This is a genomic window from Amycolatopsis cihanbeyliensis, assembly GCF_006715045.1.
In the GTDB taxonomy this organism is placed as follows: domain Bacteria; phylum Actinomycetota; class Actinomycetes; order Mycobacteriales; family Pseudonocardiaceae; genus Amycolatopsis; species Amycolatopsis cihanbeyliensis.
Genome location: NZ_VFML01000001.1, coordinates 1292214 through 1317213, shown reverse-complemented (window position 1 = coordinate 1317213; position 25000 = coordinate 1292214). Strand labels below are relative to the sequence as shown.

At 69.4% G+C, this 25000-nt stretch carries 28 protein-coding genes and 1 pseudogene; 22 read left to right on the top strand and 7 right to left on the bottom strand.

Features of this window, described 5'->3' with window-relative positions; translation table 11 throughout:
* Nucleotides 1-56: 56 nt before the first annotated feature.
* Together FB471_RS05630 and FB471_RS05625 are read left to right on the top strand one after the other, a co-directional pair.
* On the top strand, nucleotides 57-1757 hold the full coding sequence (locus tag FB471_RS05630; protein ID WP_141996259.1) for a CTP synthase: 1701 nt from the start codon (nucleotides 57-59) through the stop codon (nucleotides 1755-1757).
* Nucleotides 1754-2398, top strand: coding sequence for an NUDIX domain-containing protein (locus FB471_RS05625; RefSeq protein ID WP_141996258.1), 645 nt, complete (start codon nucleotides 1754-1756; stop codon nucleotides 2396-2398). Before FB471_RS05630 ends, FB471_RS05625 begins: the two co-directional genes overlap by 4 nt.
* A gap of 7 nt (nucleotides 2399-2405) precedes the next feature.
* On the opposite strand, the gene FB471_RS35455 is transcribed toward FB471_RS05625, so the two are convergent.
* The 3 genes and pseudogenes from FB471_RS35455 to FB471_RS05615 form a co-directional block, all read right to left on the bottom strand.
* A complete protein-coding gene (locus tag FB471_RS35455) occupies nucleotides 2406-2540 on the bottom strand; it encodes a hypothetical protein (protein WP_281287447.1) in 135 nt (44 codons plus the stop codon).
* 107 nt (nucleotides 2541-2647) lie between these two features.
* Nucleotides 2648-3417, bottom strand: a pseudogene (locus FB471_RS05620) (hypothetical protein); the annotation flags it as partial.
* A gap of 60 nt (nucleotides 3418-3477) precedes the next feature.
* A complete protein-coding gene (locus tag FB471_RS05615) occupies nucleotides 3478-3960 on the bottom strand; it encodes a DUF1707 SHOCT-like domain-containing protein (RefSeq protein WP_141996256.1) in 483 nt (160 codons plus the stop codon).
* A 95-nt stretch (nucleotides 3961-4055) separates the two neighbouring features.
* Here FB471_RS05615 and xerD point away from each other — a divergent pair, with 95 nt between their 5' ends.
* The 7 genes from xerD (at nucleotide 4056) to FB471_RS05580 (ending at nucleotide 9512) form a co-directional block, all read left to right on the top strand.
* The gene (xerD, locus tag FB471_RS05610; protein ID WP_142001609.1) at nucleotides 4056-4958 is read left to right on the top strand and encodes a site-specific tyrosine recombinase XerD; all 903 of its coding nucleotides are present in this window, start codon (nucleotides 4056-4058) and stop codon (nucleotides 4956-4958) included.
* A 142-nt stretch (nucleotides 4959-5100) separates the two neighbouring features.
* Nucleotides 5101-6075 carry a ParA family protein gene (locus tag FB471_RS05605; RefSeq protein ID WP_141996255.1) on the top strand — a complete coding sequence of 325 codons (975 nt, stop codon included), beginning with the start codon at nucleotides 5101-5103 and terminating at the stop codon, nucleotides 6073-6075.
* Entirely contained in the window at nucleotides 6072-6536 is a 465-nt protein-coding gene (locus FB471_RS05600) for a cobyrinic acid a,c-diamide synthase (protein ID WP_141996254.1), read from the top strand. Before FB471_RS05605 ends, FB471_RS05600 begins: the two co-directional genes overlap by 4 nt.
* Nucleotides 6536-7426, top strand: a complete 891-nt coding sequence (locus FB471_RS05595) for a segregation and condensation protein A (protein ID WP_141996253.1) — start codon at nucleotides 6536-6538, stop codon at nucleotides 7424-7426. Before FB471_RS05600 ends, FB471_RS05595 begins: the two co-directional genes overlap by 1 nt.
* A complete protein-coding gene (gene scpB, locus FB471_RS05590) occupies nucleotides 7423-8220 on the top strand; it encodes an SMC-Scp complex subunit ScpB (RefSeq protein WP_141996252.1) in 798 nt (265 codons plus the stop codon). Before FB471_RS05595 ends, scpB begins: the two co-directional genes overlap by 4 nt.
* Nucleotides 8210-8950, top strand: a complete 741-nt coding sequence (locus FB471_RS05585) for a pseudouridine synthase (protein WP_141996251.1) — start codon at nucleotides 8210-8212, stop codon at nucleotides 8948-8950. Before scpB ends, FB471_RS05585 begins: the two co-directional genes overlap by 11 nt.
* Before the next feature lie 28 nt (nucleotides 8951-8978).
* On the top strand, nucleotides 8979-9512 hold the full coding sequence (locus FB471_RS05580; protein WP_141996250.1) for a hypothetical protein: 534 nt from the start codon (nucleotides 8979-8981) through the stop codon (nucleotides 9510-9512).
* A 206-nt stretch (nucleotides 9513-9718) separates the two neighbouring features.
* On the opposite strand, the gene FB471_RS05575 is transcribed toward FB471_RS05580, so the two are convergent.
* Nucleotides 9719-9922, bottom strand: a complete 204-nt coding sequence (locus tag FB471_RS05575; protein WP_211357954.1) for a DUF397 domain-containing protein — start codon at nucleotides 9920-9922, stop codon at nucleotides 9719-9721.
* Nucleotides 9923-9944: 22 nt separating this feature from the next.
* The gene (locus FB471_RS05570; RefSeq protein WP_141996249.1) at nucleotides 9945-10805 is read right to left on the bottom strand and encodes a helix-turn-helix domain-containing protein; all 861 of its coding nucleotides are present in this window, start codon (nucleotides 10803-10805) and stop codon (nucleotides 9945-9947) included.
* Nucleotides 10806-12504: 1699 nt separating this feature from the next.
* Between FB471_RS05570 and FB471_RS05560 the strand changes: the two genes are divergently transcribed.
* From FB471_RS05560 to FB471_RS05545, 4 genes are read left to right on the top strand one after another with little or no spacing between them, the layout of a single operon-like run.
* Entirely contained in the window at nucleotides 12505-13194 is a 690-nt protein-coding gene (locus FB471_RS05560; RefSeq protein WP_170220713.1) for an SAV_915 family protein, read from the top strand.
* Nucleotides 13187-13525: a hypothetical protein gene (locus FB471_RS05555; protein WP_141996247.1), complete on the top strand. Its 339-nt coding sequence runs from the start codon at nucleotides 13187-13189 to the stop codon at nucleotides 13523-13525. The genes FB471_RS05560 and FB471_RS05555 overlap by 8 nt, the downstream gene beginning before the upstream one ends.
* A 30-nt stretch (nucleotides 13526-13555) precedes the next feature.
* Nucleotides 13556-14785, top strand: a complete 1230-nt coding sequence (locus tag FB471_RS05550; RefSeq protein ID WP_141996246.1) for a WXG100 family type VII secretion target — start codon at nucleotides 13556-13558, stop codon at nucleotides 14783-14785.
* Between the two features lie 10 nt (nucleotides 14786-14795).
* The gene (locus FB471_RS05545; protein WP_141996245.1) at nucleotides 14796-15587 is read left to right on the top strand and encodes a hypothetical protein; all 792 of its coding nucleotides are present in this window, start codon (nucleotides 14796-14798) and stop codon (nucleotides 15585-15587) included.
* Between the two features lie 77 nt (nucleotides 15588-15664).
* Here the strand turns inward: FB471_RS05545 and FB471_RS05540 are convergent, their stop codons facing one another.
* Both FB471_RS05540 and FB471_RS05535 read right to left on the bottom strand, forming a co-directional pair.
* Nucleotides 15665-16843 (bottom strand): cation:proton antiporter, encoded by a 1179-nt coding sequence (locus FB471_RS05540; RefSeq protein WP_141996244.1) that lies wholly within the window; start codon nucleotides 16841-16843, stop codon nucleotides 15665-15667.
* 6 nt (nucleotides 16844-16849) lie between these two features.
* Nucleotides 16850-17332 (bottom strand): cation:proton antiporter regulatory subunit, encoded by a 483-nt coding sequence (locus FB471_RS05535; RefSeq protein ID WP_170220711.1) that lies wholly within the window; start codon nucleotides 17330-17332, stop codon nucleotides 16850-16852.
* Between the two features lie 115 nt (nucleotides 17333-17447).
* Between FB471_RS05535 and mbhE the strand changes: the two genes are divergently transcribed.
* The 9 genes from mbhE to FB471_RS05490 all read left to right on the top strand — a co-directional run bounded on the left by mbhE (nucleotide 17448) and on the right by FB471_RS05490 (nucleotide 24986).
* The gene (gene mbhE, locus FB471_RS05530; protein WP_142001606.1) at nucleotides 17448-19793 is read left to right on the top strand and encodes a hydrogen gas-evolving membrane-bound hydrogenase subunit E; all 2346 of its coding nucleotides are present in this window, start codon (nucleotides 17448-17450) and stop codon (nucleotides 19791-19793) included.
* Nucleotides 19790-20353 carry an MnhB domain-containing protein gene (locus FB471_RS05525; RefSeq protein ID WP_141996243.1) on the top strand — a complete coding sequence of 188 codons (564 nt, stop codon included), beginning with the start codon at nucleotides 19790-19792 and terminating at the stop codon, nucleotides 20351-20353. The genes mbhE and FB471_RS05525 overlap by 4 nt, the downstream gene beginning before the upstream one ends.
* The gene (locus FB471_RS05520; RefSeq protein WP_141996242.1) at nucleotides 20350-20841 is read left to right on the top strand and encodes a Na(+)/H(+) antiporter subunit C; all 492 of its coding nucleotides are present in this window, start codon (nucleotides 20350-20352) and stop codon (nucleotides 20839-20841) included. The genes FB471_RS05525 and FB471_RS05520 overlap by 4 nt, the downstream gene beginning before the upstream one ends.
* The gene (locus FB471_RS05515) at nucleotides 20838-22373 is read left to right on the top strand and encodes a Na+/H+ antiporter subunit D (protein WP_141996241.1); all 1536 of its coding nucleotides are present in this window, start codon (nucleotides 20838-20840) and stop codon (nucleotides 22371-22373) included. The genes FB471_RS05520 and FB471_RS05515 overlap by 4 nt, the downstream gene beginning before the upstream one ends.
* Entirely contained in the window at nucleotides 22370-22933 is a 564-nt protein-coding gene (locus FB471_RS05510) for a Na+/H+ antiporter subunit E (protein ID WP_141996240.1), read from the top strand. Before FB471_RS05515 ends, FB471_RS05510 begins: the two co-directional genes overlap by 4 nt.
* Nucleotides 22930-23196 carry an MrpF/PhaF family protein gene (locus tag FB471_RS05505; RefSeq protein ID WP_141996239.1) on the top strand — a complete coding sequence of 89 codons (267 nt, stop codon included), beginning with the start codon at nucleotides 22930-22932 and terminating at the stop codon, nucleotides 23194-23196. The genes FB471_RS05510 and FB471_RS05505 overlap by 4 nt, the downstream gene beginning before the upstream one ends.
* Nucleotides 23193-23540 carry a monovalent cation/H(+) antiporter subunit G gene (gene mnhG / locus FB471_RS05500; protein WP_141996238.1) on the top strand — a complete coding sequence of 116 codons (348 nt, stop codon included), beginning with the start codon at nucleotides 23193-23195 and terminating at the stop codon, nucleotides 23538-23540. Before FB471_RS05505 ends, mnhG begins: the two co-directional genes overlap by 4 nt.
* 94 nt (nucleotides 23541-23634) lie before the next feature.
* Entirely contained in the window at nucleotides 23635-24339 is a 705-nt protein-coding gene (cmk, locus tag FB471_RS05495; RefSeq protein ID WP_142001605.1) for a (d)CMP kinase, read from the top strand.
* On the top strand, nucleotides 24336-24986 hold the full coding sequence (locus tag FB471_RS05490; RefSeq protein ID WP_141996237.1) for a lysophospholipid acyltransferase family protein: 651 nt from the start codon (nucleotides 24336-24338) through the stop codon (nucleotides 24984-24986). Before cmk ends, FB471_RS05490 begins: the two co-directional genes overlap by 4 nt.
* Nucleotides 24987-25000 lie beyond the last annotated feature (14 nt).

Here is a 25000-nt window from a genome sequence, read left to right as displayed (position 1 = left end):
GTACTTGAGTGAGGGTAGGCGAGCGAAGCTCGCCAGGTGCGATAAGGTGGAAGCCCGTGGGACTTCAGCCGCGGACAACCAAGTACGTATTCGTCACCGGGGGCGTCGCCTCCTCTCTTGGCAAGGGCCTCACGGCCTCCAGCCTCGGGCAGCTTCTTACCGCGCGTGGCCTTCGCGTCACGATGCAGAAGCTCGACCCGTACCTCAACGTCGACCCGGGCACGATGAACCCGTTCCAGCACGGCGAGGTCTTCGTCACCGAGGACGGCGCGGAGACCGATCTCGATATCGGTCACTACGAGCGTTTCCTCGACCGCAACCTGAGCGGCTCGGCCAACGTGACCACCGGCCAGGTGTACTCCGAGGTGATCGCCAAGGAACGGCGTGGTGAGTACCTCGGGGACACCGTGCAGGTGATCCCGCACATCACCGACGAGATCAAGTCACGGATCATGGCGGTCGCCGACTCGGACGGAACGGGCCTGCGGCCGGACGTGGTGCTCACCGAGGTCGGCGGCACGGTCGGTGACATCGAGTCACTGCCGTTCCTCGAGGCCTGCCGCCAGGTGCGGCACGATGTCGGCCGGGACAGCTGCTTCTTCCTGCACGTCTCGCTGGTCCCGTACCTCGCGCCCTCCGGTGAGCTCAAGACCAAGCCCACCCAGCACTCGGTCGCCGCGCTGCGCAACATCGGTATCCAGCCCGACGCCCTGGTCTGCCGGGCCGACCGCGACCTACCCGACGACATGAAACGCAAGATCGGGTTGATGTGCGATGTGGACACCGAGGCGGTGATCGCCTGCCCGGACGCGCCGTCGATCTACGACATTCCCAAGGTGCTGCACGGTGAGGCGCTGGACGCGTACGTGGTGCGTCGCCTCGGCCTCCCGTTCCGGGATGTGGACTGGACGATCTGGGGCGACCTGCTGAACCGGGTGCACAACCCGGCCGAGACCGTGCGCGTCGCCGTGGTGGGCAAGTACATCGATCTCCCGGACGCCTACCTCTCGGTGACCGAGGCGCTGCGGTCGGGAGGGTTCGCGCACCGGGCCAAGGTGGAGATCGTCTGGGTGGCCTCCGACGACGCCATGACGCCCGCGGGCGCCGCGGCCGCACTATCCGATGTGGATGGAGTGCTGGTTCCCGGCGGCTTCGGGGTGCGCGGCATCGAAGGAAAGGTCGGTGCGATCACCTTCGCCAGGACGAAGGGCATCCCGGTGCTGGGGCTGTGCCTCGGCCTGCAGTGCATGGTGATCGACGTCGCGCGCAACCTTGCCGGGCTCACCGGTGCGAACTCCGCCGAGTTCGAGGAGGGCAGCCCGCACCCCGTCATCTCGACGATGGATGATCAACGCGATGTGGTCGCCGGCGAGCGGGACATGGGCGGCACCATGCGGCTGGGCGCCTACCCGGCCAAGCTGACCCCCGGTTCCCAGGTGGCGCGGGCCTACGGCGGCACGGAGGCATCCGAACGGCACCGGCACCGGTACGAGGTGAACAACGCCTACCGCAAGCGGCTCGGCGAGGCCGGTCTGGTGTTCTCCGGCACCTCGCCGGACGACCGGCTGGTCGAGTTCGTCGAGCTGGCCAAGGACCGGCACCCGTTCTTCGTCGGCACGCAGGCCCACCCGGAGCTGAAGAGCAGGCCCACCCGCCCGCACCCGCTGTTCGACGCCTTCGTCCGCGCGGTCGTGGCCTACCGCACGGCGGATCGGCTCCCGGTGGAGCTGCCGGAGACCCCCGCGGTGGCACGATGACCGGCGGCGGCGAGCCGGGCACGCACGAGTTCCACGTGGAGTCCACGACGGACATCCATATCGGACGGGTGATCGGCCTGCGGATCGACGACGTGGTCATGCCGGGCGGTGCCACCGCGCGCAGGGAGGTGGTCGAACACCTCGGCGCGGTGGCGATCGCGGCCGTCGACGGCGAGGGCGCGGTCACCCTGATCCACCAGTACCGGCACCCGCTCGGCCACCGCCTGTGGGAACTGCCTGCCGGGCTGATCGACCAGGACGGCGAGGAGCCGGTGGACGCGGCGGCCAGGGAACTCGCCGAGGAGACCGGGCTGGCCGCCGGCGAGTGGGCGACCCTGGTGGACGTGGCCGCCTCGCCCGGTTTCACCGATGAGGTGGTGCGGGTGTACCTCGCCAGGGAGTTGGCCGAGGTACACCGGGACGTGCTCGGCGAGGAAGAGGCCGACCTGGTCATCCGCAAGGTGCCGTTGCCGGAGGCGGTGCGGATGGCCCTGGCCGGTGAGCTGGTGAACGGGGCGACGGTCGGCGGCGTGCTGGCCGCGCACGCGGTGCTGTGCGGGGACGCGCCGGCCCGGCCCGCGGACGCCCCGTGGCGGGACCGGCCGACCGCCTTCGCCGCTCGCCGCCGCCAGGGCGGCTGAGGTCGGGTCAGGAGGTCTGGCCGGGTCGCAACGTCGGCCCGCAGGCGCGCAGCGCGGCGGTCCTGTTCTCCGCGAGGATCGGTTCCACCCGCTGGCGGGCGCACGCCCGCAACTCGGCCAGCTTCGCCTCGCTGGGCAGCACGTCCCTGCGTACCCAGTAACCGACGTAGTTGTAGGAGTCGAAGGTTCGGCTACCGGTGTGCTCGGCGTGGTAGATCTGCGCGTAGTCCCGCTCGAACCGTTCGTTTCGAGGACCGCCCGGATCCCGGCCCGGATGGTGTGCCGCCGGGTGAACAGAGCCACCACGATCGGGAAGGCGGCCGCGTAGATGAGCCCGTCCGGCCTGGTGAGCGCCGCGACCGCGGCGAGTGCGCCGGCTCCGGCGGCGACGGCCGGTGCGGTCAGCCTGCCCGCGTGGATCGCGCGCAGCATGAGGTGGCGATGCCGACCACGCACAGCGCGTAGAGCGAGTTCTCCAAACCGGAGAAGCACCAGATGACGAACGAGGGAATGGCGGCCAGCCCGGCGCCCGCCGCGAGGGTGATCAGCCGCGGGCGCGGGCTCACGGTCCTCGCCGCGAAATAGATCAGGGTCAGGATGCCCGCGCAGCAGAGCAGGGCGAGCCCCTTCGGGAACAGCACGTAGTCGGGGACGCCGAACAGCATGCCGGTGTCGAAGAGGCCGACCAGTTTCCCGAGCGCCAGCAGCAGCATCCAGGCCGGGTTGGAAAAGCCCTCGACCGGCTCGGCGCCCGGCTGCAGGACCGCGCCGTGGCCCTCGGCGAGATTGCGCGAGTAGGCGAACGTGATCGCCGCGTCGTCCATGATCCAGTGGCCGTAGAACGCCGCGTGCACGGCGATGAGAGCCGTTCCGGTCAGGATGGCGCCGAGGGCGCCGAGGAGCGACCAGTGTGCCTTCGGCCTGCTGGGCGGGGCGGAAGCCGCCGCGTCGGTCCGGGCGGAAATCGGTACTTCAGCCGTTTGTGCCACGCTGGCGCGTCCCCTTTTCGGCGCTGGCATGGAGCCCCCGCGCCGCAGTTTAAGACACCGGTAATGCGATTCCTCGCCTGGTCGGCCGGGTCAGGCTTCGAGCTGCCTGCCCTGCGCGTCGGTGCCGCCGTTCACCAGCAGCAGTACCCCGTCGATCATCGACCAGATCACCCCGACGCCGACCAGGACGAGCAGGAGTTGGGCCACCGCGATCCCGATGTGCCCGGTGTAGAACCGGCCGGTGCCGAAGGGCAGCACGAGTTGCAGGACCCCGGCGACCACCCTGGACTTCTCCGACACGAGCGCAGGTTCCGCGGCCGGCCGCGGGGCGGGCGGGCCGGGCGGAGCCGGTGGTGCGGGCGGCAGCAGGAAGGCAGGCTGCGGCTCGGGCAGGTCGTCCACGAGTTGCCGCAGGTCCGCCCGGACGCCGGCCCGCAGCGCGGTGTCGACCCGCTCCTCGTACTCCTCGACGGCCAGGCGTCCCTGCGCGAAGTGATCGCCGAGGACCCGCACGGTCTCCTCGCGTTCGGCGGTACCGACACGGATGGCGTCCGGCCCGGGCAGCGACTGCATGCCTCCACGTTAGCGCGTCGTCGTGCGCCCCACAGCGGCTCCGGAATGCCTAGAGTGTGCGCGTGGCCCACGCGACCGGCACCGCGGTGACCAAGGTGATCGCGGCATACCTCGACCATCTGATGGTGGAGCGGGGCACCGCGCGCAACACGCTGGACAGCTACGCGCGCGACCTACGCCGGTACTGCGCCTTCCTCGAGCAGGCGGGAATCGGGGACATCGTGGAGGTGAGCGCGGCGGAGATCACCGGGTTCGGGGTGGCGCTGCGCGAGGGCGGCGAGGACCACCCGCCGCTGGCCGCCTCCTCCGCGGCCAGGGCACTGGTCGCGGTGCGGGGCCTGCACCGGTTCGCGCAGGCCGACGGCATCACCGAGCACGATCCCGCGCGTGATGTCCGCCCGCCCACCACCGCCAAGCGCCTGCCGAAGGCCCTGCCGGTGCACGAGGTGCTGCGGCTGCTGGACACGCCACCGGGGGAGGGGGAGCGGCCGCTGCGCGACCGCGCCCTGCTCGAACTGCTGTATTCCACCGGTGCGCGGATCTCCGAGGCGGTCGGCCTCGACCTGGACGACATCGACGACGAGGAACGCACGGTCCGGCTGGACGGCAAGGGCGGTAAGCAACGCCTGGTGCCGGTCGGCAAGCCCGCGGTGGACGCGTTGCACGCCTACCTGGTGCGGGCGCGGCCGGCGCTGGCCAGGCGCGGGCGCGGCACCCCCGCGGTGTTCCTCAACGCGCGCGGCGGGCGGTTGTCCAGGCAAAGCGCCTGGCAGGTGCTCAAGACCAGCGCCGAACGTGCCGGGATCTCGACGGCGGTGTCCCCGCACACGCTTCGTCACTCCTTCGCCACCCACCTGCTCGAGGGCGGCGCGGATGTGCGGGTGGTGCAGGAGTTGCTCGGGCACGCCTCGGTGACCACGACCCAGGTCTACACCCTGGTGACCGTCAATACGCTTCGCGAGGTCTATGCGACCGCCCATCCGAGGGCACTCGGCTGAGTGACATTCGCCCGTACGGGGGCGAAAACACCACGTCGTGCCCGGCGAGCCGCTTTGCCGGTTCGCGACCTGCCCACATAGGCTGCGCTGGTCAGTTGAACATTTCGGCAAGAGTGAAGGCCGAACGAGGAGCTTCCGCCCGATGTCGACTTCCGATCGATCGGCACGGCAGGCCGCGGCCAGCCTTAGCCAGTTGAGCATCGCGACCGAAACCGGCGGCGATCAGGAGGAGTCGAACGTGCCACCGCGGGCGAACAGGGACAACAACGCGACCAAGGACGGGGGGCCGAAGCTCGGGCCCACCGGTCGTCCGGTGCGCGAGATTCCCGAGCCCCCGATGCTGGACGAACATGGTCCCGCCCGGGTAATGGCCATGTGCAACCAGAAGGGCGGAGTCGGTAAGACCACCTCGACCATCAATCTCGGCGCCGCGCTCGCCGAGTACGGCCGGCGGGTGCTGCTGGTCGACTTCGATCCGCAGGGCGCGCTCTCGGTCGGTCTGGGCATCCAGCCGCATGAGCTGGAACAAACCGTCTACAACGTGATCATGGAACGGTCGGTGGACGTCTCCGGCGTGATCCGACCGACCTCGGTCGGCAACGTCGATCTGCTGCCGAGTAACATCGACCTCTCCGCGGCCGAGGTGCAGCTGGTGGCTGAGGTGGGTCGGGAGCACACGTTGCTGAGGGTGCTTCGCCCGGTGATGGACTCCTACGACTATGTTCTCGTCGACTGCCAGCCGTCACTGGGGTTGCTCACCGTCAACGCGTTGACCGCGTCCGACGGTGTGATCATCCCGCTGGAGTGCGAGTTCTTCAGCCTACGCGGTGTGGCATTGTTGATCGACACGATCGAGAAGGTGCGCGAGCGGCTCAACCCCAAGCTGGACATCACCGGAATTCTCGCCACCATGTTCGATCCGAGGACCCTGCATTCGAAGGAGGTCATGGCACGCGTGGTGGAGGCATTCGGCGACATCGTGTTCGACACGGTGATCAACCGCACCGTGCGCTTCCCGGAGACCACGGTGGCCGGGGAACCGATCACCCGGTGGGCACCAAGGTCCGCGGGCGCGACGGCCTACCGTACCCTGGCTCGTGAGGTGATCGCCCGGTGAGCAGGCGCGCTTCCCTGCCCGGTGCGTCCGAGTTGTTCCGCAGGACCAGCAGTCCGGCCCTCGACCAACCCGCGCCCCACTCGTCATCCACTGTGGACAGCGGTGAGAGTGACGGTAACGCCGGTTCCCATGGCAACGGGGACGGCAGCGGCGCCGGCAACGGGGGTGAGCGCAGGCTCAGCCGTGGCGGGTCGGTGCGGCGCGGTTCCGGGCGGCAGAAACACGACGCCAAGATCACCGTGTACGTCTCGGGCGATGAACTGCTGGCCATGGAGCAGGCTCGGCTGAACCTGCGGGCCGCCCACGACCTGGCCGTCGACCGGGGCCGGATCGTGCGCGAGGCGGTGGCCGTGCTGCTGGCCGACTTCGACGAGCACGGGGACGACTCGGTGCTGGTCCGGCGGTTGCGCGGCGGCGGGATCGAGGCCGAGGTCGAGGAAGCAGAGGAAGCAACGGGCTGATGAGCAGTGGGGAGCCGCCCTCGACGCGGGAGCCCCAGCCTGAACCGGCGCCGGAGGTGCCGGAGACCGCGGTGCCAGAAGAGAGTTCGTCATCCCGGTTCAAGGTGCGGCTGGCGAACTTCGAGGGCCCCTTCGACCTGTTGCTGCAGCTGATCTCGCAGCATCAGCTCGATGTCACCGAGGTCGCCCTGCATCAGGTGACCGACGACTTCATCGCCTACACGCATGCGCTCGGCGCCGGGTGGGACCTGGACGAGACCACCGAGTTCCTGGTGATCGCCGCGACCCTGCTCGACCTCAAGGCGGCGCGGCTGCTGCCCTCGGCCGAGGTGGAGGACGAGGACGACCTCGCCCTGCTGGAGGCCCGTGACCTGCTGTTCGCCCGGGTGCTGCAGTACCGTGCGTACAAGCAGGTGGCCGCGCTGTTCGGCGAGCTCGAGGCGGGTGCGCTGCGGCGGTACCCGCGTTCGGTGTCGATGGAGGAGCGCTACGTGGGTCTGCTGCCGGAGGTCATGCTCGGCGTGGACCCGAACCGGTTCGCCGAGGTGGCGCTGTCGGTGTTCCGGCCGAAGCCGCCGCCCACGGTGTCGCTGGACCACCTGCACGCGGGCAGGGTGTCGGTCCGGGAGCATGCGGCCGTGCTGCGGGTGCGGCTGGCCGCCGAGGGCCGGTCGACCTTCCGCGAGCTGGTGTCCGACTGCGAGCACACGATGGAGGTCGTGGCGCGGTTCCTGGCCCTGCTCGAGCTGTACCGCGAGGCCACGGTGGCCTTCGAGCAGGTGGATGCCCTCACCGAGCTGCACGTCCGCTGGACCGGCGGCTCGGTGGAGGAAGCCACCGCCGTGGCCGAGCACGACCGGACCCGAGCAGAGGAAGAGGAGTACGGGTGAGCGAGCCGGATGCGCCGACGGGCGAGCCGGAGGTGCCACGGGCCGACGAGCCGGTGATCGACCTGGACGTGGACGCTCCGGAGCCGGAGCCGGAGCCGGAGCCGGAGCCGGAGCCGGAGCCCGAGCCCGAGACCGAGCCCGAGACCGAGACCGAGCCCGAGACCGGGGCGGCCGACGGCGCCGAGGACGTCGAGGGCGACGGTGCCGGGGACGAGCCGGTGGCCGTGTCGGCGGGTGGCTCGCTGCCGGACCTCACCGAGGACTCGGCGCTGGAAGCGGCCTTGGAGACCTTGCTGCTGGTGGTCGACTCGCCCGCGACCGAGGAGTCGCTGGCCGAGGCGCTGGAACAGGAGGTACGGCGGGTCACCGAGGCGTTGGGCGCCATGGCCACCCGGTTCACCGAGCGCGGCAGCGGTATCGACCTGCGCCGGGTCGCCGATGGCTGGCGGTTCTACACCCGCGACACCTATGCGCCCTACGTGGAGAAGTTCCTGCTGGACGGGCAGCGGTCCAAGCTGACCCGTGCGGCGCTGGAGACCCTCGCCGTCGTCGCCTACCGGCAGCCGGTGACCCGGGCCAGGGTGGCCGCCGTACGCGGGGTCAACGTGGACGGGGTGATCCGCACCCTGCTGGCGCGCGGGCTCATCGAGGAGACCGGCACCGACTCCGAGACCGGCGGCACGCTGTACGTGACCACCGAGCTGTTCCTCGAGCGGCTGGGCCTCTCCTCGCTGAGCGAGTTGCCGCCCATCGCTCCTCTGCTACCCGAAGTGGACTCCATCGATGACCTCTGACCAGCCGGAAGGCGTGCGCCTGCAGAAGGTTCTCGCGCGAGCCGGGGTGGCGTCCCGGCGGGCCGCCGAGGACCTGATCGCGCAGGGCAGGGTGAGTGTGGACGGGGAGGTCGTCCGCGAGCGCGGCAGGCGGATCGACCCGGACAGCGCCGTGCTCCACGTGGACGGGACCAGGGTGGTCCTGCGCGCGGACCAGGTGTACCTCGCCCTGAACAAGCCGCGCGGCGTGCACAGCACGATGACCGACGAGCAGGGGCGGCCCTGTGTCGGCGACTACGTCCGGAACCGTGCCGAGCGGCTGTTCCACGTGGGCAGGCTGGACGCGGATACCGAGGGCCTGCTGCTGCTCACCAACGACGGCGACCTGGCGCACCGCTTGATGCACCCATCCTTCCGCGTGCTCAAGACCTACCTCGCCGAGGTCGAGGGGTCGGTGCCGCGTGGCCTGGGCAAGCGGTTGCGCGCGGGCGTCGAGCTGGAGGACGGTCCGGTGCGGGCCGACGAGTTCCGGGTCAAGGACACCCGCCCCGGCCGTACCCTGGTGGAGATCGTGCTGCACGAGGGCCGCAAGCACATCGTGCGGCGGCTGCTGGCCGAGGTCGGCCACCCGGTGCGCAAGCTGGTGCGCACCGCCGTCGGGGAGGTCCAACTCGGCAGCGCGAAACCGGGCACGCTGCGCCCGCTCACCCGTGCCGAGGTGGGTTCCCTCTACCGCGCCGTGGATCTGTAGCGGCCGGATCTCGGCTACCGTGGCGCCGGTGCTGGTTCGCTCCGTTTCCCTGGTCCTGGTAGCCGTGGGGTTGCTCGCCACCACCGCCTGCGCCGGTGTGCTGCGCGCCGGGCCACTCCTGACCGACGGCCGGACGGCGGACACCGGCACGAACCAGCTGTGCACTCCGCCCGGACCCGGCAACGGCGCGATGGTCGGCGTCCACGTCGAGAACGCCGGACGTGAGCCGGTGGTGATCACGGACGTCTCGCTGTCCGGGGCCGAGTCGATGGAGCTCGCGGAGGCCGTGCTGATCCCGATCCCGCCGCCGGATCCGCGCGACGGAAGCATCACCATGCCCCCGCCCAACGGTGCGGCCGATCCGTCGGTGCTGGACGGCTATCCGGCGGCCGTGGGTGCGACCGTTCAGGCTGGCGGGGAGCGGAGCCTCGGGGTGCGGCTGCGCGCACACGACCTGCCTGCCACGGTGCGGTCGATCGGGGTCGAGCACGAGGACGAGCTCAACCAGCGGTTCACCTCGTACTCCTCGACCTCGGTCACGATCAGGCACCGGTGCTTCTGACTGGTCCGGGTTCGGTCGAGACTCAGGGTCGGGGTGACCACGCGCTGGAACGACTCCGATCCGAAGCAGCACAGCACCTGCCTTGAGGCTGAAGAAGACCTACGAAGAGTGCGCTCATCCCTGCACTTCGGTCAATTGCTCCAGCGAGACAGCAGGGCCACGGTGGGAAGGATCCCGACCGTCACTTCCCACCGTGGCCACCATCGTCAGATGGTTGGCGTCTCTCGCAGTGCATCGAAGAGCGCCGTGATCGCAACGGGGGTAAACGTCAGAACTGGGCTGGCGTCGCCGAGTTTGGAGTCACGGACACCGATCTTGTCGGTAGCTCTGGCTAGCTCGATGCACTCTCCGTTGCCCTGGCTGTAGCTACTTTTGGTCCAGCACACGCTGGTGAAATCCGACCTTGACATCAGCTGCGTCCTCTCCGGTCAGTCACGTAGACTGCTCCGCCACCTTCCGGATGAGCTTGCGTGACTCGACCGGGCCCAGAGCGGCGGCTTGCAGTCGGCCCCAGAGATTCACGTAGGGCTTCTTCTCATTATCACCGTCGAGGTAGCGCGCATCGTCCAGGTCTTCGACGTAGACGAACTCCAGCGCTGGGGCATTACCAGGGGATTCGATGGTCAGCATGATGAAGCCGTAGAAGAGGTAACCCGCCATCGAAGTCTGCGCGTCGAACGGCAGCACTTGAATATGCACGTTCCGTGACCGGCCGATGTCGATCAGGTGATGTAGCTGGCCTCGCATCACGCTTGCGTTGCCCACAACCCGCCGTAGGCATGATTCGGACAAGATGAAGCTCGCCATTGGCGGGTTTGGCCTGGTCAGGATCGCCCGACGCTCCTGTCGCGCTTTCAGCCGGTCTTCGATCTCGGCCTGTTCGTAGTTGTGGACGTCGTACATCGCGCGCACGTAGTCGTCAGTCTGGAGCAGTCCCGGCACGACCTCGGCCTCGGTTCGCTTGATGTCGGAAGCGTCCTGCTCCAGGTCGAAGTACGTCCGGAACCATTCGGGGAAGAAGGCGCGATGGCCGCTCCAGCGACCCCGGGCCTTGGTGTTGCGCCCAAGTTCCAGCATCGACGCTGTGCGATCTGGGTCGACATCGTAGAACTCCAGGAGCATCTTCAGGTCGCCGACGCCGATCGGGCTCTGCCCCAGTTCCATACGGCTGATCTTCGTCGCTGCGCAATCCAGCAACTTGGCCGCGTCGGCAGGTGCTTTGTCTGCGGCTTCCCGCAACCGTCGTAGCTCATGGCCCAGGAGCAGGCGCCGGACTGTGGGAGTAGTGGCCATGTCAGCGTCCCTCTCTCGATCGAAGCCAACCGACAGTATCCCGCATGGGCTGAGCTACAGCAGGGTACCCATTCGGCGTACTTGGTTTGTAGGATCCTATGTTGTAGTTTCCATTTCATGGATGCAAGCTTAGGTCGTGCGGGGAGACTCCCTGTACAGGTCGTACCCACTCCGCGCCGTACGGCGGCCAGCGCACCAACACGAAGACAACGCGAGTCCATGACGCGCGTGTCGCAATCGACTTTCGCCGACGTGTTGCGTCCGGTCCTCTCCGCGCGGCACGTGGGCATCACGTGGCGGCACCGTGCGCTCCGGGACGTCGCGTGATCCCCAGGGCGCAGGCGAGCGTCAGCCGGTGTGCCCGGTTGACCTTGCGCCCCAAGTTGGCCCGCACGGCCGGGGCGTGCCCAGCGCCTTCCGGTCGTGCGGGCCAACCCGGCCATGCCACGCCGTTGCGTCCCACATCTGGCTTATGACCCGAGCGCCTAACGATCCGGCGCCGTATCGCCGATGCACGCCGGAGTACCAGAGGTGAGAGATGAGTATCGAGGCCGACCGGCTGTTCATTACCTGGTTCCGCAGCGGCGCCGATGGCAGCGACCATGCGGTTACCGACGAGCAGGTGAGCGAGGCCCGCCACGCGGGCGGCGATCCAGTGGCGGTGTGCGGTGACGAGGTGCCGCCTGTGCCGTTGGTAACACCGCCAGGACCTCGCTGCCATCGCTGCGTGCTGTACGTGGATGCGCGCAGGACCCTGCGGAACGTTGATACCCGCCTCGGTGTCCGGCGTCGTCGTCACCGTAAGCCGTGTCTGCTGCGACGGCTGTTCACGAAGCACCCTGTTCGATCCGTTGGCGATCAAGCTGTCCCCCGAGCGGATCGGGCAGGGCCAGACCACGGCGGCCCTGCCGCGAGGCCCCCGACATCCGGCGGGGCCGCCGTGCACCAGTCCTACCCATCGCGCCATGAAGGTGACCGCCCCGCTTCTAATCCGTTTCCGGGGAATGGGAGCCACAGTGCCGAGCATGTCCTGCTGAAGCCGTCGGCACCGGGTATACAGCGCGGCGTCTCGCGCTACGTCGGGGGGCAACCATGACGATCATTTACGGCCGCTTGCTGCGGGAACACGCACGCAGGGAGAACGAGCGAGTGGCCCACCTCATCCCGCTGCCATCGGACGGGACGTTGCCCACGATGCTGACCGCTCTGTGTGGTGCGCGCTTTCCGCCGGGAGTGCTTGAGAACCTGCCCGGACCCAGCGGTGCGCCATGTACTGCGTGCCTGGCAGCCCGCTCGGCCGATCGGCCAGGCCCGCTGCCGACGCCGTACCCGCGCGACCAAACTCGGCCGCAGGTAGCCGCAGTGCGCGCAGTAGGCGGAACTGCCGCAATGGGTTTGCGCGATGAGCAACTGATACACCGCGTACCCGATAAACCGCTCGCGTCCGTATTCAACGGTCGCACGGTGGTCATCACGGTCTGCGGTGCGCTGGCTTACGTCGCGCACGCCGAGCCACCGTCCTCGTGGTCACGCTGCTCAGGCTGTAACCCACCACCTCCAGGAGAGCACCCCGGCTTCAACGAGTGACCGACATCTCACCTGTTGTTGGCGAACCATGTTCTCGCTACCTCTTCGTTCGGTACAGTGACCGCCCGGGGGCACTGAGTAAAGGCGCATGACGTGCGGAGGGGAGCTGGCAGTGAACGAGCCAGCGCGTCAGCGGACGGGATTTCAGCCGGTCGTGTTGCTGGACGATCTGCCTGAGTATGTCGCTGGTGAGTTGTATGTGCTGACTCTGCCCGAGACCGTTTCGGCTGGCGATGTCGTGGAGCTGTGTCGGACTCTGCGTGGTCCTGCCGCCATCGCCTACACCAGCCTGGCCAACCTCGCCGCTGCCTGCGGCACCAGCCAGCCGTGGGCGCGCGCCACCACGCGACGATTGCAGGGCCTCGGCGCCGAACACGGATACAACCTTGTCATCCTGGACGCGTGGCTGCCGGATCGTCCACGGCCTCCCGATGTCGACGTGCGTGAGCAGCCCGACCTCGAACCCGCCGAGTACGATGGCGAGGATCCGTTGCTCTATGTACCCTCCCGTCCGGTTCATGTCGGACAGCAGACTGTTCACGTAGAGTTGCAGCCCGACCCAGCCGGTCGGCTGATGGTGCTGGCCTACACCTCGCCGGAGCAGCTGGCGGAACGCTGCGGCCGGTACCAGCCGTGGGTGGCCATCCACCGAAACGACCTTGCCCAGGTGGCCGAGCAGGCGGGGGCGCACGGGGTGCTGTTCGAACCGGTCCTCGATGAAGGCTCCCGGCACACCGGGCCAGTGCGCAATTGGTCCAGCCGCTCCATCGCGAGCCAGACGGAAGGACACGACCATGCCTGATGGTGGCTACAGCTACGAGCCCGGCGCGCTCCAGCGCATCGTCGCCGAACTCGGGCAGGGTTCTGAACTGCTCGATCAGGCGGCTACTGCCGGCGCTGAAGCGCCGGACGCCGGGGCGTCCTCGACGCATGTTGCTCGCGCGATGCAAGCGTTGATGACCTCGGCTGTCGCCGCCGCGCGCATGCTCGATGACATCGCCGGAAAGGTCCACGTCGCCAGTGGTGCCTATGAGCAGATCGAGAACAACCACGAGGGCGCTCTGCGGAGAGAGCGACGAGAGGCATGGGGCGACGGTAAGTCGTTCGCCGAGCAGAACATCCCGCTCAACTAGCCGTTCGGGTTTCGGGGAGGACCACCGACTGTGGCAACCGCGCTGAACACCACTGTCAACGGCAGTTCGGGTACCTGCGTTGAGGCGGCCGACGGGCTGGCCAAGCTGTACTCCGGCGCCCACCAAGCCGCCACCAGCAGCCGCACGGCGCTCAACACCGGCGAGGCAGCCTGGCAGGGACCCGCGCACGATAGCTTCCACGAGGCCACGCAGGGGCTCGATCCGGACGTCACGAACATCGCCGATCGCGCGTTCGAATGCGAATGGGCACTGCGCGACTTCGCCGACTCGCTGGACGCCATCGAGCGGAAGATGATGGACGCCAAAGACAAGGCCACCAGTGGTGGCCTCGTCGTCAACGGCCCCTTCATCGAGGCCCCCGTGGCGCCACCTCCCGCACCGGGGCTGCCCCTTGAACCATGTACTCCCGGACAGGCCCAAACGATCTCGCAGGAAACCTTGCAGGCGATGGCCGCGCGCAAACCCCTGGTCGACGGGTACAACGCCAAGGTCGCCGTCTACAACGAGTGCAAGGCCATCGTCGCCACCGCCCGCACCATGGAGGAGAACGCCCACCGCACCTTGCGGGACACCATGGGCAAACTCGAATCCGGGCTGACCCAGATGCACAATTTGACCCCCACCGCGCTCGCCCGCACCATCAGTTACATCGGCACCATGGAAAAGGGTCGCCAGGCAGCCATGTACCAGGCCGAACGCGCCTTGACCCGGGCCAGCGCCTTCGAGAAGTTCGCCAACGGCACCTTGGCCAACCCCGATCAACGCACCCTGCAATGGCTCCACGAAGCCGCCGCCAAGGCCCGCACCAACGCCGCCGAGCACGTCACCCGCGCCAACCAGTTCGACCTCTGGATCAAAACCGAGGGCGAGGCCACCCGCAAGGCCGTCGCCGCATACCCCGGAAAGAGCCAGATCGACGACCTCGGCCAACACGTGAAAACCGAGGTCAAAGCCGCGCAGAAGCTCCTCAAGGGTATGCCGTATGTAGGCAGTGGTCTAGTCGTGGTCAACGAAGCCATGGGCGCCGTGAACGGCGAGCAGTCTTGGGGCAAGGCCGCCGCCGATTCGGCCGCGACGATCGGCGGTGGCGCGCTCGGAGCGGCCGGTGCCGCGGCGGCTGCCGGGGTCGTGTGGGGCTCTGCCATCGGTCCGTGGGGCACACTTGTCGTCGGCACGGTCGGCGGGATAGCCGGGGCCATCGGTGGCCAAGCTGTCGCAGACTTCTTCGTTCCGGAGTAGAGGCAACGCCATGGCAGGACGACACCGCGAACCAGAACCCAGTCGTACCTGGTACGAGTTCCCCGAGCTACCGCCACGGCCGGACCCCGACACCGGAAAGCCGTTCCCCCCGCACGCCCCCGGCTTCAAGAACGACAAGGGAGTCAACGCCGAACACGACCCCGGTCGCTCCACCAAGCTTTCGCACAAACCAGAACCACCCGAGAGCATGGGCACCGTCCTCGCCTGGCACCGCCACAGCCGCCTCGCCAACATCCACGGCTTCCTAGTCGCACTAGCGATCATGGCAGGCGGCGCCGTACTGATTGCCTTGCTCCGTGGTGACCTCGGATACCTGGGGTACTGGCAGATCTGGGTGATAGTCCTTGTCTTCGCCTACCTGGCGTCCAACCCCTTCTCTTATCAGACGACATCCGTGGGTACGGACTGGATCAAGTGGGACTACAACCGGCGCTGGTACCAGCGCCGCGCCCGATCCAACCACCTCAAGCTCTACGAACTCAGCCGCATCGAGGGCTACTTCGCGGGCGGCATGCTCCACCTCCGGTTCGAGGACCTCGACGGGCGCGGCGCCGACCGGCAAGTCGGCGACCTCCAACGCGACCGGCGCATCTGGGACCTCTTCTACAACGGCCTTCTGCACTCCGTTGCCAACGGCGCCGAGATCAACCGTGTGGCCGTCGAACTACTCAAGCTCGACGAAACACCTGCGATGCGCCTGCGCAACCAACGCCCCGAACCGACCGACATCGGCGGGAGCGATAACCCAACCGAGCCGAGACGCCCTGATCCAGGACATTGACCAGCAGAGATGCAGCTTGGGGCAACGACGCCCCACCCACAACTTGACTCACTCACGTACGGGAGCGGCAAACACGGTTAGGCGGGGGCGGCGGCCGGGGTGCGTTGCACGGCGCGGGCGAGGGGTTCCACGATCCTGGCCGCGATCGGGCCGATGATGGCCATCAGCAGGACGTAGGCGGTGGCCAGCGCGGCGAGCCGGCCCTCGACCGCGCCCGCGGCGACCGCCAGCCCGGCGATGATGATCGAGAACTCGCCGCGGGCCACCAGTGATGCCCCGGCGCGGGCGCGGCCCAGCCTGCCGATGCCCTGCCTGCGCGCGGCCCACCAACCGGTCGCGACCTTGGTCAGCGCGGTGCTGAGCGCCAGCACGATCGCCCACACCAGTACCGGCGGGATCGACCGCGGATCGGTGTTCAGCCCGAACACCACGAAGAACATCGCGGCGAACAGGTCGCGCAGGGGTTCCAGGATGCGGGTGGCGCTCTCCGCCGTGGACCCGGAGATGGCGATGCCCAGCAGGAACGCGCCGACCGCCGCGGACACCTGCATGGCCGAGGCCAGCCCGGCGACCAGTAGCGCCGCGCCGAGCAGCTTGAGCAGGAACACCTCACGGTCGGGGCTGTCCACCACGGCCGAGACATATCGGCCGTACCGCAACGCGATCACCAGCACCACGGTGATCACGGCCAGCGAGATGCCGACGGCCTGCAGCCCGCCGAGGAACGAGATCCCGGCCAGCACCGTGGTCAGGATCGGCAGGTACAGCGCCATCACCAGGTCCTCGAACACCAGGATGGACAGCACCACCGGGGTCTCCCGGTTACCGAGCCTGCCGAGATCGCCGAGGACCTTGGCGATGATGCCGGAGGAGGAGATGTAGGTGACCCCGGCGAGCACGAAGGCGCCGACCGGTCCCCAGCCGAGCAGCAGCGCCACCACGGCGCCAGGTGTGGCGTTCAACACGATGTCCATCAGCCCGGACATCCAGGACCGCTTCAGCCCGGTGACCAGCTCCGCCGCCGAGTACTCCAGCCCCAGCAGCAACAGCAGCAGCACCACACCGATCTCGCTGCCCAGCTGGGCGAACCCGCCGATATCGCCGAGCGGCAGTACTCCACCGGTGCCGAAGGCAAGGCCGCCGAGCAGGTAGAGCGGGATCGGCGACATCCCGATCTTGCCTGCCAGCCTGCCCAGCACGCCCAGCACGAAGAAGACGGCGCCGAGCTCGATCAGCGCGAAAGCGGTGTGGTCCACGGGCACTCAGCCGTGCCGGAGGATCTTGATGGCCTCGTCCAGGCCGTCCGAGGTCCCGACCGCGACCAGTACGTCCCCTCCGGTGAAGGTGAACTCGGGAGTGGGGGAGGGCTGTACCTGCCCGGCCCGCATGACCGCGACCACCGAGACACCGGTGCGGGTGCGCAGCGTGGTGTCCCCGAGGGTGCGGCCGTGGAAGGGCGAGCCGGTCTTGATGGAGATCTGCCGGGTGTGAATCCCGGCGAACTCCCGATGGTCCTCGTTCAGCTGCGCGACCAGCTGGGGCGCGCCGAGCAGGTTCGCGAGCGCCCCCGCTTCCTCCGTGGTCAGCGGCAGCGAGGCGATGCAGGCATCCGGATCGTCCGATTTGGAGAGGATCAGCTCGATCTGGCCGTCCTTGTGGGTGACCACACCGATCCGCCGCCCGTTCTCCATCGCGAAGTCCTTGCGGACGCCGATGCCCGGCAGCGGTGTTACTTCGACGTTCACACATCCAAGGTAACCGATTCCGCAAAACACCTGCCCGTGCAGGCCGGAAATCCCGGCCACACCGTCCCCCATGTGATTACGTACCGGCGGAACACGAACGGTGGTGAGAGCAGGCGTGCTGATCGCGATCGCGGTGCACTTCGTGGTGGCGTGCGTGTTGCCGCTGGTGGCGCGGCGGTACGGGCGGTGGGCCTTCGGGGTCGCCGCGCTCGTCCCCGCGGGCACGCTCGGGTACTCCTTCCTCCGGTTCACTCCGGAGGGTGACCCAGTCACCGAGTCCTTTTCCTGGGCTCCCCGGATCGGCCTGGACGTCGTGCTGCGGCTGGACACGCTGGCCATGGTGATGATCGTGCTCGTCGCCGGGATCGGCGCACTGGTGCTGTGCTACTACGCGTTCTACGCCAAGCCGGGCGGGAGCGATGTCGGCCGGAACTCGGTGCTGCTGCTGGTCTTCGCCGGGTCCATGCTGGGTCTGGTCCTCGCCGACGACGTGTTCTCGCTCTACATCTTTTGGGAGCTGACAACGGTCTGCTCCTTCCTCCTGGTCGGCGGCGACGGGATCGGCAAGAATGTGCGCCGCTCGGCCATGCAGGCGTTGCTGGTCACCGCCCTCGGCGGGCTGGCCATGCTGCTGGGCCTGATCTTGCTGGGGGTCCAGGCGGGCACCTTCCGGGTGTCCGAGATCGTGGCCGCACCGCCGAGCGGGACCGTCGTGGACATCGCCGTTGTGCTGGTGCTCCTCGGCGCCTTCACCAAGTCCGCGCAGGTGCCGTTCCACCCGTGGTTGCCCGCGGCGATGGTCGCCCCGACTCCGGTGAGCGCCTATCTGCATGCCGCGGCCATGGTCAAGGCCGGGGTCTACCTGGTGGCCCGGTTCGCCCCCGGCTTCGCCGACCTGCCTGCCTGGTGGATCCCGGTGCTGATCCTCGGGGTCTGGACCATGGTGCTCGGCGGCTTCCGCGCCCTGCGCGAGCACGACCTGAAGATCCTGCTGGCCTTCGGCACGGTCAGCCAGCTCGGCTTTCTCATGGTGCTGCTGGGCACCGGCAGCTACGTCGCCGCCATTGCGGGCGCCACGATGCTGCTCGCGCACGGGCTTTTCAAGTCCACCCTGTTCCTCACCGTGGGCGCGATCGACCGGCGGGCCGGGACGCGGGACATCCGCGAGCTGTCCGGGCTCGGTGCGCGCTGGCCAGCGGTGGCCACCCTCGCCGGGCTGGCCGCGGCCTCGATGGCCGGGGTGCCCCCGCTGCTCGGGTTCGTCGGCAAGGAGGCCGCGCTGGAGGCCTTCGCCGGTGGCGGGTTCAGGGAGACGGCCGTGCTCGCCGGGCTCGTGCTCGGATCGGTGTTCACGGTGGCCTACAGCCTGCGTTTCCTGGTCGGCGCCTTCGGTAGCCGGCGCGGCGCCACACCCTCGCAACCGCCCGCGCCCGGGGCCGGTTTCGGGGTGACGATCGCACTGCCCGCGCTGGCCGGGCTGGTGCTGCCCCTGCTGGTGGGCCTGGTCGAGCCGTTGCCGGCTGGCTACGCCTCCGCCTACCCCGCCGGGGCCGAGCCGTATCACCTCGCACTGTGGCACGGCTGGACCCTGCCGCTGCTGCTGTCCGCGGTGATCCTCGGCGGCGGATACCTCGTACACCGGGCCAACCCGGTCATGCTGCGAATGTCCGGTTGGGTGCCGGGGCCGTTGCACGCCCAGCGCGGTTACCACCGGGCGGTCACCGGACTGGACGGCCTCGCGCACGGGTTCACCGGCCGGGTGCAGACCGGATCACTGCCCACCTACATCGGCACCATCCTGCTCGTGGTGGTGCTGGTGCCCGGCGCCGGGCTGCTCACCGGCGCGGTGGACGCGAGTGCCCCCGCGCTGTTCGACACCTGGTTGCAACTGCCGGTGGCGATCGTGGTGCTGGTGGCCACCGCCACGGTGCTGCTGGCCCGGCGCAGGCTGACCGCCGTGCTGCTCACCGGGGTGGTCGGCTACGGCATCGGCGCGCTGTTCCTCGTGCACGGCGGCACCGACCTCGCGCTGGCCCAGTTTTTGGTCGAGTCGCTGACGCTGGTCGTGTTCGTCTTCGTGCTGCGCCGGTTTCCCTCGACGTTCGTCCAGTCCCACCCACCGATCCGCAGCACGCGCTGGATGAAGGCGACCGTGGCGGGCGCGGGCGGAGTGTTCGTGGCGCTGCTGGCGGTGCTGTTCTCCGGTAACCGGCCGGAGCCCTCCGAGGCCTCCGCCGAGTACCTCCAGCGGGCGCTGCCCGAGGCGGGGGCACACAACGTGGTGAACGCGATCCTGGTCGACTTCCGCGCGTTCGACACCGTGGGCGAGATCGTGGTGCTCGCCGTCGCGGCCACCGGGGCGGCCAGCCTCGCGCTGGCCGGCTACCTGCCCCGGCGCCGCACCGGAGGGCACTCCAGGCAGGACGAGCCTGCCCACGAGACCGAGGAGCGCGGGCCATGACCGAGCGCGAGCACGACGAGGAGCCGGTGCACTGGACCGAGTGGGACTGGCCGCGGGAGCAGTGGCTGCTCGCCGAGCAGAGCACGCACGGGTGGCCGCGCTCGCTGCTGCTGGAGGTGTGCACCAGGATCATCTTCCCGACCGTGCTGGTGGTGTCGCTGTACCTGCTGTTCGCGGGGCACCACTACGCGGGCGGCGGGTTCACCGGCGGCCTCGTCGCCGGGCTCGCCTTCGTGCTGCGTTACGTCGCGGGTGGCAGTGCCGAGATCGCCGCCGCCACCCGGGTCCGGCCGCCGGTGCTGATCGGCTACGGGCTGGCCGTCGCGGTGACCACCGCGCTCGTCCCGGTGGCCTTCGGCAAGCCCGTGCTGTCCAGCGCGGTGTGGACACTGCACCCTCCGGTGCTCGGCGAACTCGAGATCGTCAGCAGCCTCGCCCTGGACATCGGCGTGTACCTGCTGATCGTCGGCGTGGTGCTGGACCTGATGCGCACGCTCGGCTCCGGCATCGAGACCCGCGAACTGGAGCGGCAGAACGAGGAGGAGGCCGAGTCTCTGTGACCATCAACCTGACCATGGCCGTCATCCTCGCGGCGTTGTACACGGCGGGCTTCTACCTGATCATGCAGCGCTCGCTGATGCGGGTGATCATCGGCATCGTGCTGCTCGGCCACGGCGCCAACCTGTTCCTCCAGGTCGCGGGCGGGCCGCCGGGCGTGCCCCCGTTCATCGGGATGGCCGGGCTGGACGAGATGTCCGACCCGCTGCCGCAGGCCATGGCGCTCACCGCGATCGTGATCACCTTCGGCCTGCTGACCTTCCTGCTCGCACTGGCCTACCGGTCCTGGGTGCTGCTCGGGCACGACGAGGTGCGGGACGACCTCGAGGACCGCCGGATCGCCGAGGCGGTGGCCGAGGCGCAGGAGATGAGCGCCGCCGCGGAGACCACCGAGGCCGAGGATCCCGAGGACGCCGCGGACCACGAAGGCACCAGTGAGACCGGCGAGTCCGGGAACGAAGGGGACACCGGGCCGGGGGTGCGCCGGTGACCACCCTGGTCTCGCTGCCCGTGCTGCTGCCGCTGCTGGCGGCGGCGCTGTCTCTGGTGGCGCGGCGCTCGCCCGCGGCGCAGCGGCTGCTCGGCGTGCTGGTGCTCACCGCCATCGCGGCCGTGGCAGCGGTCCTGCTGGTGCACGTGGACGAGCAGGGGCCGGTGGTGCTGCAGCTGGGCGGGCACGCGCCGCCGTTCGGGATCACCCTGATCGCCGACCGGCTCTCCGCGCTGTTGCTGCTGGTGTCCGCCGTGGTCACGCTGGCCGTGCTGATCTTCTCCATCGGCCAGCGGATCGTGGACTACGGCCGCGGCACCACCTCCACCGCGTTCCTGCCGATGTACCTGGTGCTCTGCGCCGGGGTGTCCATGGCCTACCTGACCGGCGACCTGTTCAACCTGTTCGTCGCCTTCGAGATCATGCTGTCCGCCTCCTACGTACTGATCACCAGGCGGAGCAACGCGCCGCGGGTGCGGGCGGGGATGACCTACGTGATCGTCAGCCTCACCTCCTCGCTGCTGTTCCTCACCATGGTCGCCCTGGTGTACGCGGCGACCGGCACGGTGAACATGGCCGACCTCGCCGTGCGGGTCGCCGAACTGCCCGAGGGCGTCAAGACCGTGCTCGGCCTGCTGGTCGTGGTGGTCTTCGGGATCAAGGCCGCGCTGGTGCCGCTGCACTTCTGGCTGCCGGACAGCTACCCGACCGCCCCCGCCCCGATCACCGCGGTCTTCGCCGGGCTGCTCACCAAGGTCGGGGTGTACGCGCTGATCCGCACCCAGGCGCTGGTGTTCGACCACGACGCGAGCTGGACCCTGCTGCTGGTGGTGGCGGTACTGACCATGATCGTCGGGGTGCTCGGCGCGATCGCGCAGAACGACATCAACCGGCTGATGTCCTTCCTGCTGGTCAGCCATATCGGGTACATGCTGTTCGGGCTCGCGCTGTTCACCGTGATCGGGCTGACCGGGGTGATCCTGTACGTGGTGCACCACATCATCGTGCAGGCGGCGTTGTTCCTGGTCAGCGGCGTGGTTACCCGGCACACCGGCACGGTGTCCCTGCGCGACATGTCCGGGGTGGCCAAGGCCTACCCCCTGGTCGCCGTCCTGTTCGCGGTGCCGGCGCTGAGCCTGGCCGGTATCCCGCCGTTCTCCGGGTTCGTCGCCAAGATCGCGCTGCTGCGCGCGGGGGCCGAGGTGGCCACCCCGACCGCGTACCTGGTGACCGCCGGGGCGGTGCTGACCAGCCTGCTGACCCTCTACGCGGTGGCCAAGATCTGGGTGGGCTCGTTCTGGGGTAGGGAGTGCCCGCCGCATCCGGACCCGGACCCGACCGACGAGGTGACCGTGGGCACCGGCGCGACCTCGCGGCCGATGCTGCTGGCCACCGGCGGGCTGGTGGTGGCCGGGGTCGCGGTGGCGGTGCTGGCGGGCCCGCTGTCGGCGATCAGCGAGCGTGCCGCGAACGATCTCCTGGACGGCGGGGCGTACCGCGAGGCGGTACTCGGGCAGGGAGGTGACCGATGACCCGGCAACGCTTCTCCCTCACGATGTTCGTCTGGCTGCTGCTGGTCTGGTTCATGCTGTGGGGCTCGGTCGATCCGTTCATCGTGCTCACCGGGGTGGTGGTGGCGCTGGGCGTGTTGTTGCTGTTCCCGCTGCCCACCAGGCCGGGACTGTTCGTGCGGCCGCTGCGCCTGCTGCGACTGGTCGTGTTCGTGGTGGCCGATCTGACCGCATCGGCCTTCCAGACGGCCTGGTTCGTGCTCCGCTACGGCCGCTCGGTGCGGGAGGCCGTGCTGTCCGTGCCCGTGCTGTCCGAACGTGACCACGCCGTGGTGGCCGCGGCCAACATGGTCTCGCTGACCCCCGGCAAGTTCGTGCTGCAGATCGACAGGGCACGCGGGATCTACTACGTCTACGCCCTCGGGGTGCGCTCGGCGCGGGAGGCCGCCCGCGCCCATGACCAGGTGCTCGAGTTGCAGATCCGGGTGGTCGAGGCGCTCGGCAGCGCGCGGGAGGCCGCGACCGTGCGGGACCGGGTGGCCGCCGCGCGCCGGGCACCCGCGAAGGGAGGTGCCTGGTGACCGTCGTCTTTTCCGTCGCCTTCGGCCTGCTGTCGCTGGCCGCGCTGCTCACCCTGGCGCGGCTGGTGCGCGGCCCGCGCACCCTGGACCGGATCCTGGCACTGGACATGCTGCTGGTGCTGATCCTGGCCGGGGTCGGGGTGGAGATGGCAATGTCGCAGCGCCCGCTGAACGTCGCCCTGCTGTTGTCGGTCGCGCTGCTGGCCTTCGTCGGTTCGCTGTGTGCGGTCAAGCTCGCCGAGCGCAGGGAGGAGTACCAGTGACCGTCCACGACACGATCTCCGCGGTGCTCCTGCTTACCGGCACCGCGCTGTGCCTGCTCGGCGCGTTCGGCCTGCTGCGGTTTCCCGACCTGCTCACCCGACTGCAGGCGGCCACCAAGACCCAGACCTTCGGGTTGCTGCTGGTGCTGGCCGGTGCGGCGGTGCGGCTGGAACCGCGATACGCGGTCGCGCTGGTACTGGTCGCGCTGTTCCAGGTGATCACCGCACCGGTGCTGTCCCAGCTGTTCGGCAAGGCGGGCTACGTCACCGGCGCGGTGGAGCGGTCTGCCGTGGAGGTGGACGAGCTGGACGAGCGGCTGCGCGCGGAGGGGCAAGCCGACTGATCCGTTCCCATGCCCTCCCGGCAGAATGATGCGCTGGGGTAGGTGGCTGAGCAACGGTTAAGGAGGCGCAACGGTGTCGGGAGCCCTACGTGGCGTGGTCGCGATGGACGGCCCGTCGGGAACCGGGAAGACCACGGTGGCACGCACGCTCGCCTCCCGGCTGGGAGCGGGTTACCTGGACACCGGTGCGATGTACCGGCTGGTGACCCTCGCCGTGCTGCGCGCGGGGATCGACCCCACTGACGCGGCGGCGGTGGCCGGGCACGCCGGCACGGTCGAGCTCGACGTCGGCACCGACCCCGCACGCCCCGCGGCGCTGCTCGCCGGTGCCGAGCTGGCCGCCGAGATCCGCACCGAGGAGGTCAACCGCGCGGTGTCCCCGGTGTCCGCGGTTCCCGAGGTGCGGGAGCTGCTGGTGGCGCGGCAGCGGGAGATCATCGAGCGGGTGCTGGCCGCGACCGGCGGGATCGTGGTCGAGGGCAGGGACATCGGCACGGTGGTGGCCCCGGACGCGGGCCTGAAGATCTACCTGACCGCTTCCGCCGAGGTTCGGGCCGAGCGCAGGGGAGCGCAGGACGCCGCGGCGGGCCGGGCGTCCGCCCCGGACGACACTCGCGCCTCGGTCGAGCGGCGGGACCGGCTGGACTCCACCCGCGCGGCCTCGCCGCTGCGCCCCGCGGAGGACGCCGTGCCGGTGGACACCTCGGAGCTGAACATCGACCAGGTGATCATCGCGCTGAGCGAGCTGGCCTGCCGGCGCGGCCTGCTGAACGGGTGCGCCGCGGAGGCGACTCGGTGAGTACGTCCGGGCTGCCCGCGGGTTCCGCACCCCGGCTGCACGACTTCGCCAGGTTCATCGGTACCTTTTGTTTCCGGCCCGCGTTCCGGCTCCGGTTGCACGGCCTGGAGCGGGTGCCGCGGACCGGGCCGGTGGTGCTGATCGCCAACCACAGCTCGTTCCTCGAACCGCAACTGATCTTCGGAATGCTGCCGCGTCGCTCGGTGTTCCTGGTGAAGCGGGAACTGTTCCACGGGCTGCCCGGCTGGGCACTGCGGAGGATCGGGCAGATCCCGGTACGCCGCGGTGAACCGGATCGCGAGCCGTTGCTGGTCGCGGCGCGGCTGCTGCGCGAGGGCGCCCTGGTCGGGGTGTTCCCGGAAGGGGCCCGTGGTTCGGGCGATGTGACCCAGGCGCAGCGCGGGGCCGCGTGGCTGGTGCGCAACTCCGGTGCCGTCGTGCTGCCGGTGGCCACCCGGGGCGCCCGCAGGCCGGAGGGCAGCGGGCGGCGCTTCCGGCCGGTGGTGGACCTGCTGGTCGGCGAACCCTTCACGGTGCGGGTCGGTCCCGGCAGGGCGGGCCTGGTGGAAGCCACCGAGCAGCTGCGTTCCCAGCTCGCGGACCTGGTGCGCACCCTGGACGACTGGCGCGAGAAGTATCGCGCCTAACTGGAGAGAAGAGC

What these genes read in the sequence shown, in the direction of transcription:
- FB471_RS05625 (WP_141996258.1), top strand. Translation starts at nt 1,754, where the DNA reads ATGACCGGCGGCGGCGAGCCGGGCACGCACGAGTTCCACGTGGAGTCC.
- FB471_RS05615 (WP_141996256.1), bottom strand. Translation starts at nt 3,960, where the DNA reads ATGCAGTCGCTGCCCGGGCCGGACGCCATCCGTGTCGGTACCGCCGAA.
- FB471_RS05605 (WP_141996255.1), top strand. Translation starts at nt 5,101, where the DNA reads ATGTCGACTTCCGATCGATCGGCACGGCAGGCCGCGGCCAGCCTTAGC.
- FB471_RS05595 (WP_141996253.1), top strand. Translation starts at nt 6,536, where the DNA reads ATGAGCAGTGGGGAGCCGCCCTCGACGCGGGAGCCCCAGCCTGAACCG.
- FB471_RS05585 (WP_141996251.1), top strand. Translation starts at nt 8,210, where the DNA reads ATGACCTCTGACCAGCCGGAAGGCGTGCGCCTGCAGAAGGTTCTCGCG.
- FB471_RS05575 (WP_211357954.1), bottom strand. Translation starts at nt 9,922, where the DNA reads ATGTCAAGGTCGGATTTCACCAGCGTGTGCTGGACCAAAAGTAGCTAC.
- FB471_RS05570 (WP_141996249.1), bottom strand. Translation starts at nt 10,805, where the DNA reads ATGGCCACTACTCCCACAGTCCGGCGCCTGCTCCTGGGCCATGAGCTA.
- FB471_RS05555 (WP_141996247.1), top strand. Translation starts at nt 13,187, where the DNA reads ATGCCTGATGGTGGCTACAGCTACGAGCCCGGCGCGCTCCAGCGCATC.
- FB471_RS05545 (WP_141996245.1), top strand. Translation starts at nt 14,796, where the DNA reads ATGGCAGGACGACACCGCGAACCAGAACCCAGTCGTACCTGGTACGAG.
- FB471_RS05525 (WP_141996243.1), top strand. Translation starts at nt 19,790, where the DNA reads ATGACCGAGCGCGAGCACGACGAGGAGCCGGTGCACTGGACCGAGTGG.
- FB471_RS05510 (WP_141996240.1), top strand. Translation starts at nt 22,370, where the DNA reads ATGACCCGGCAACGCTTCTCCCTCACGATGTTCGTCTGGCTGCTGCTG.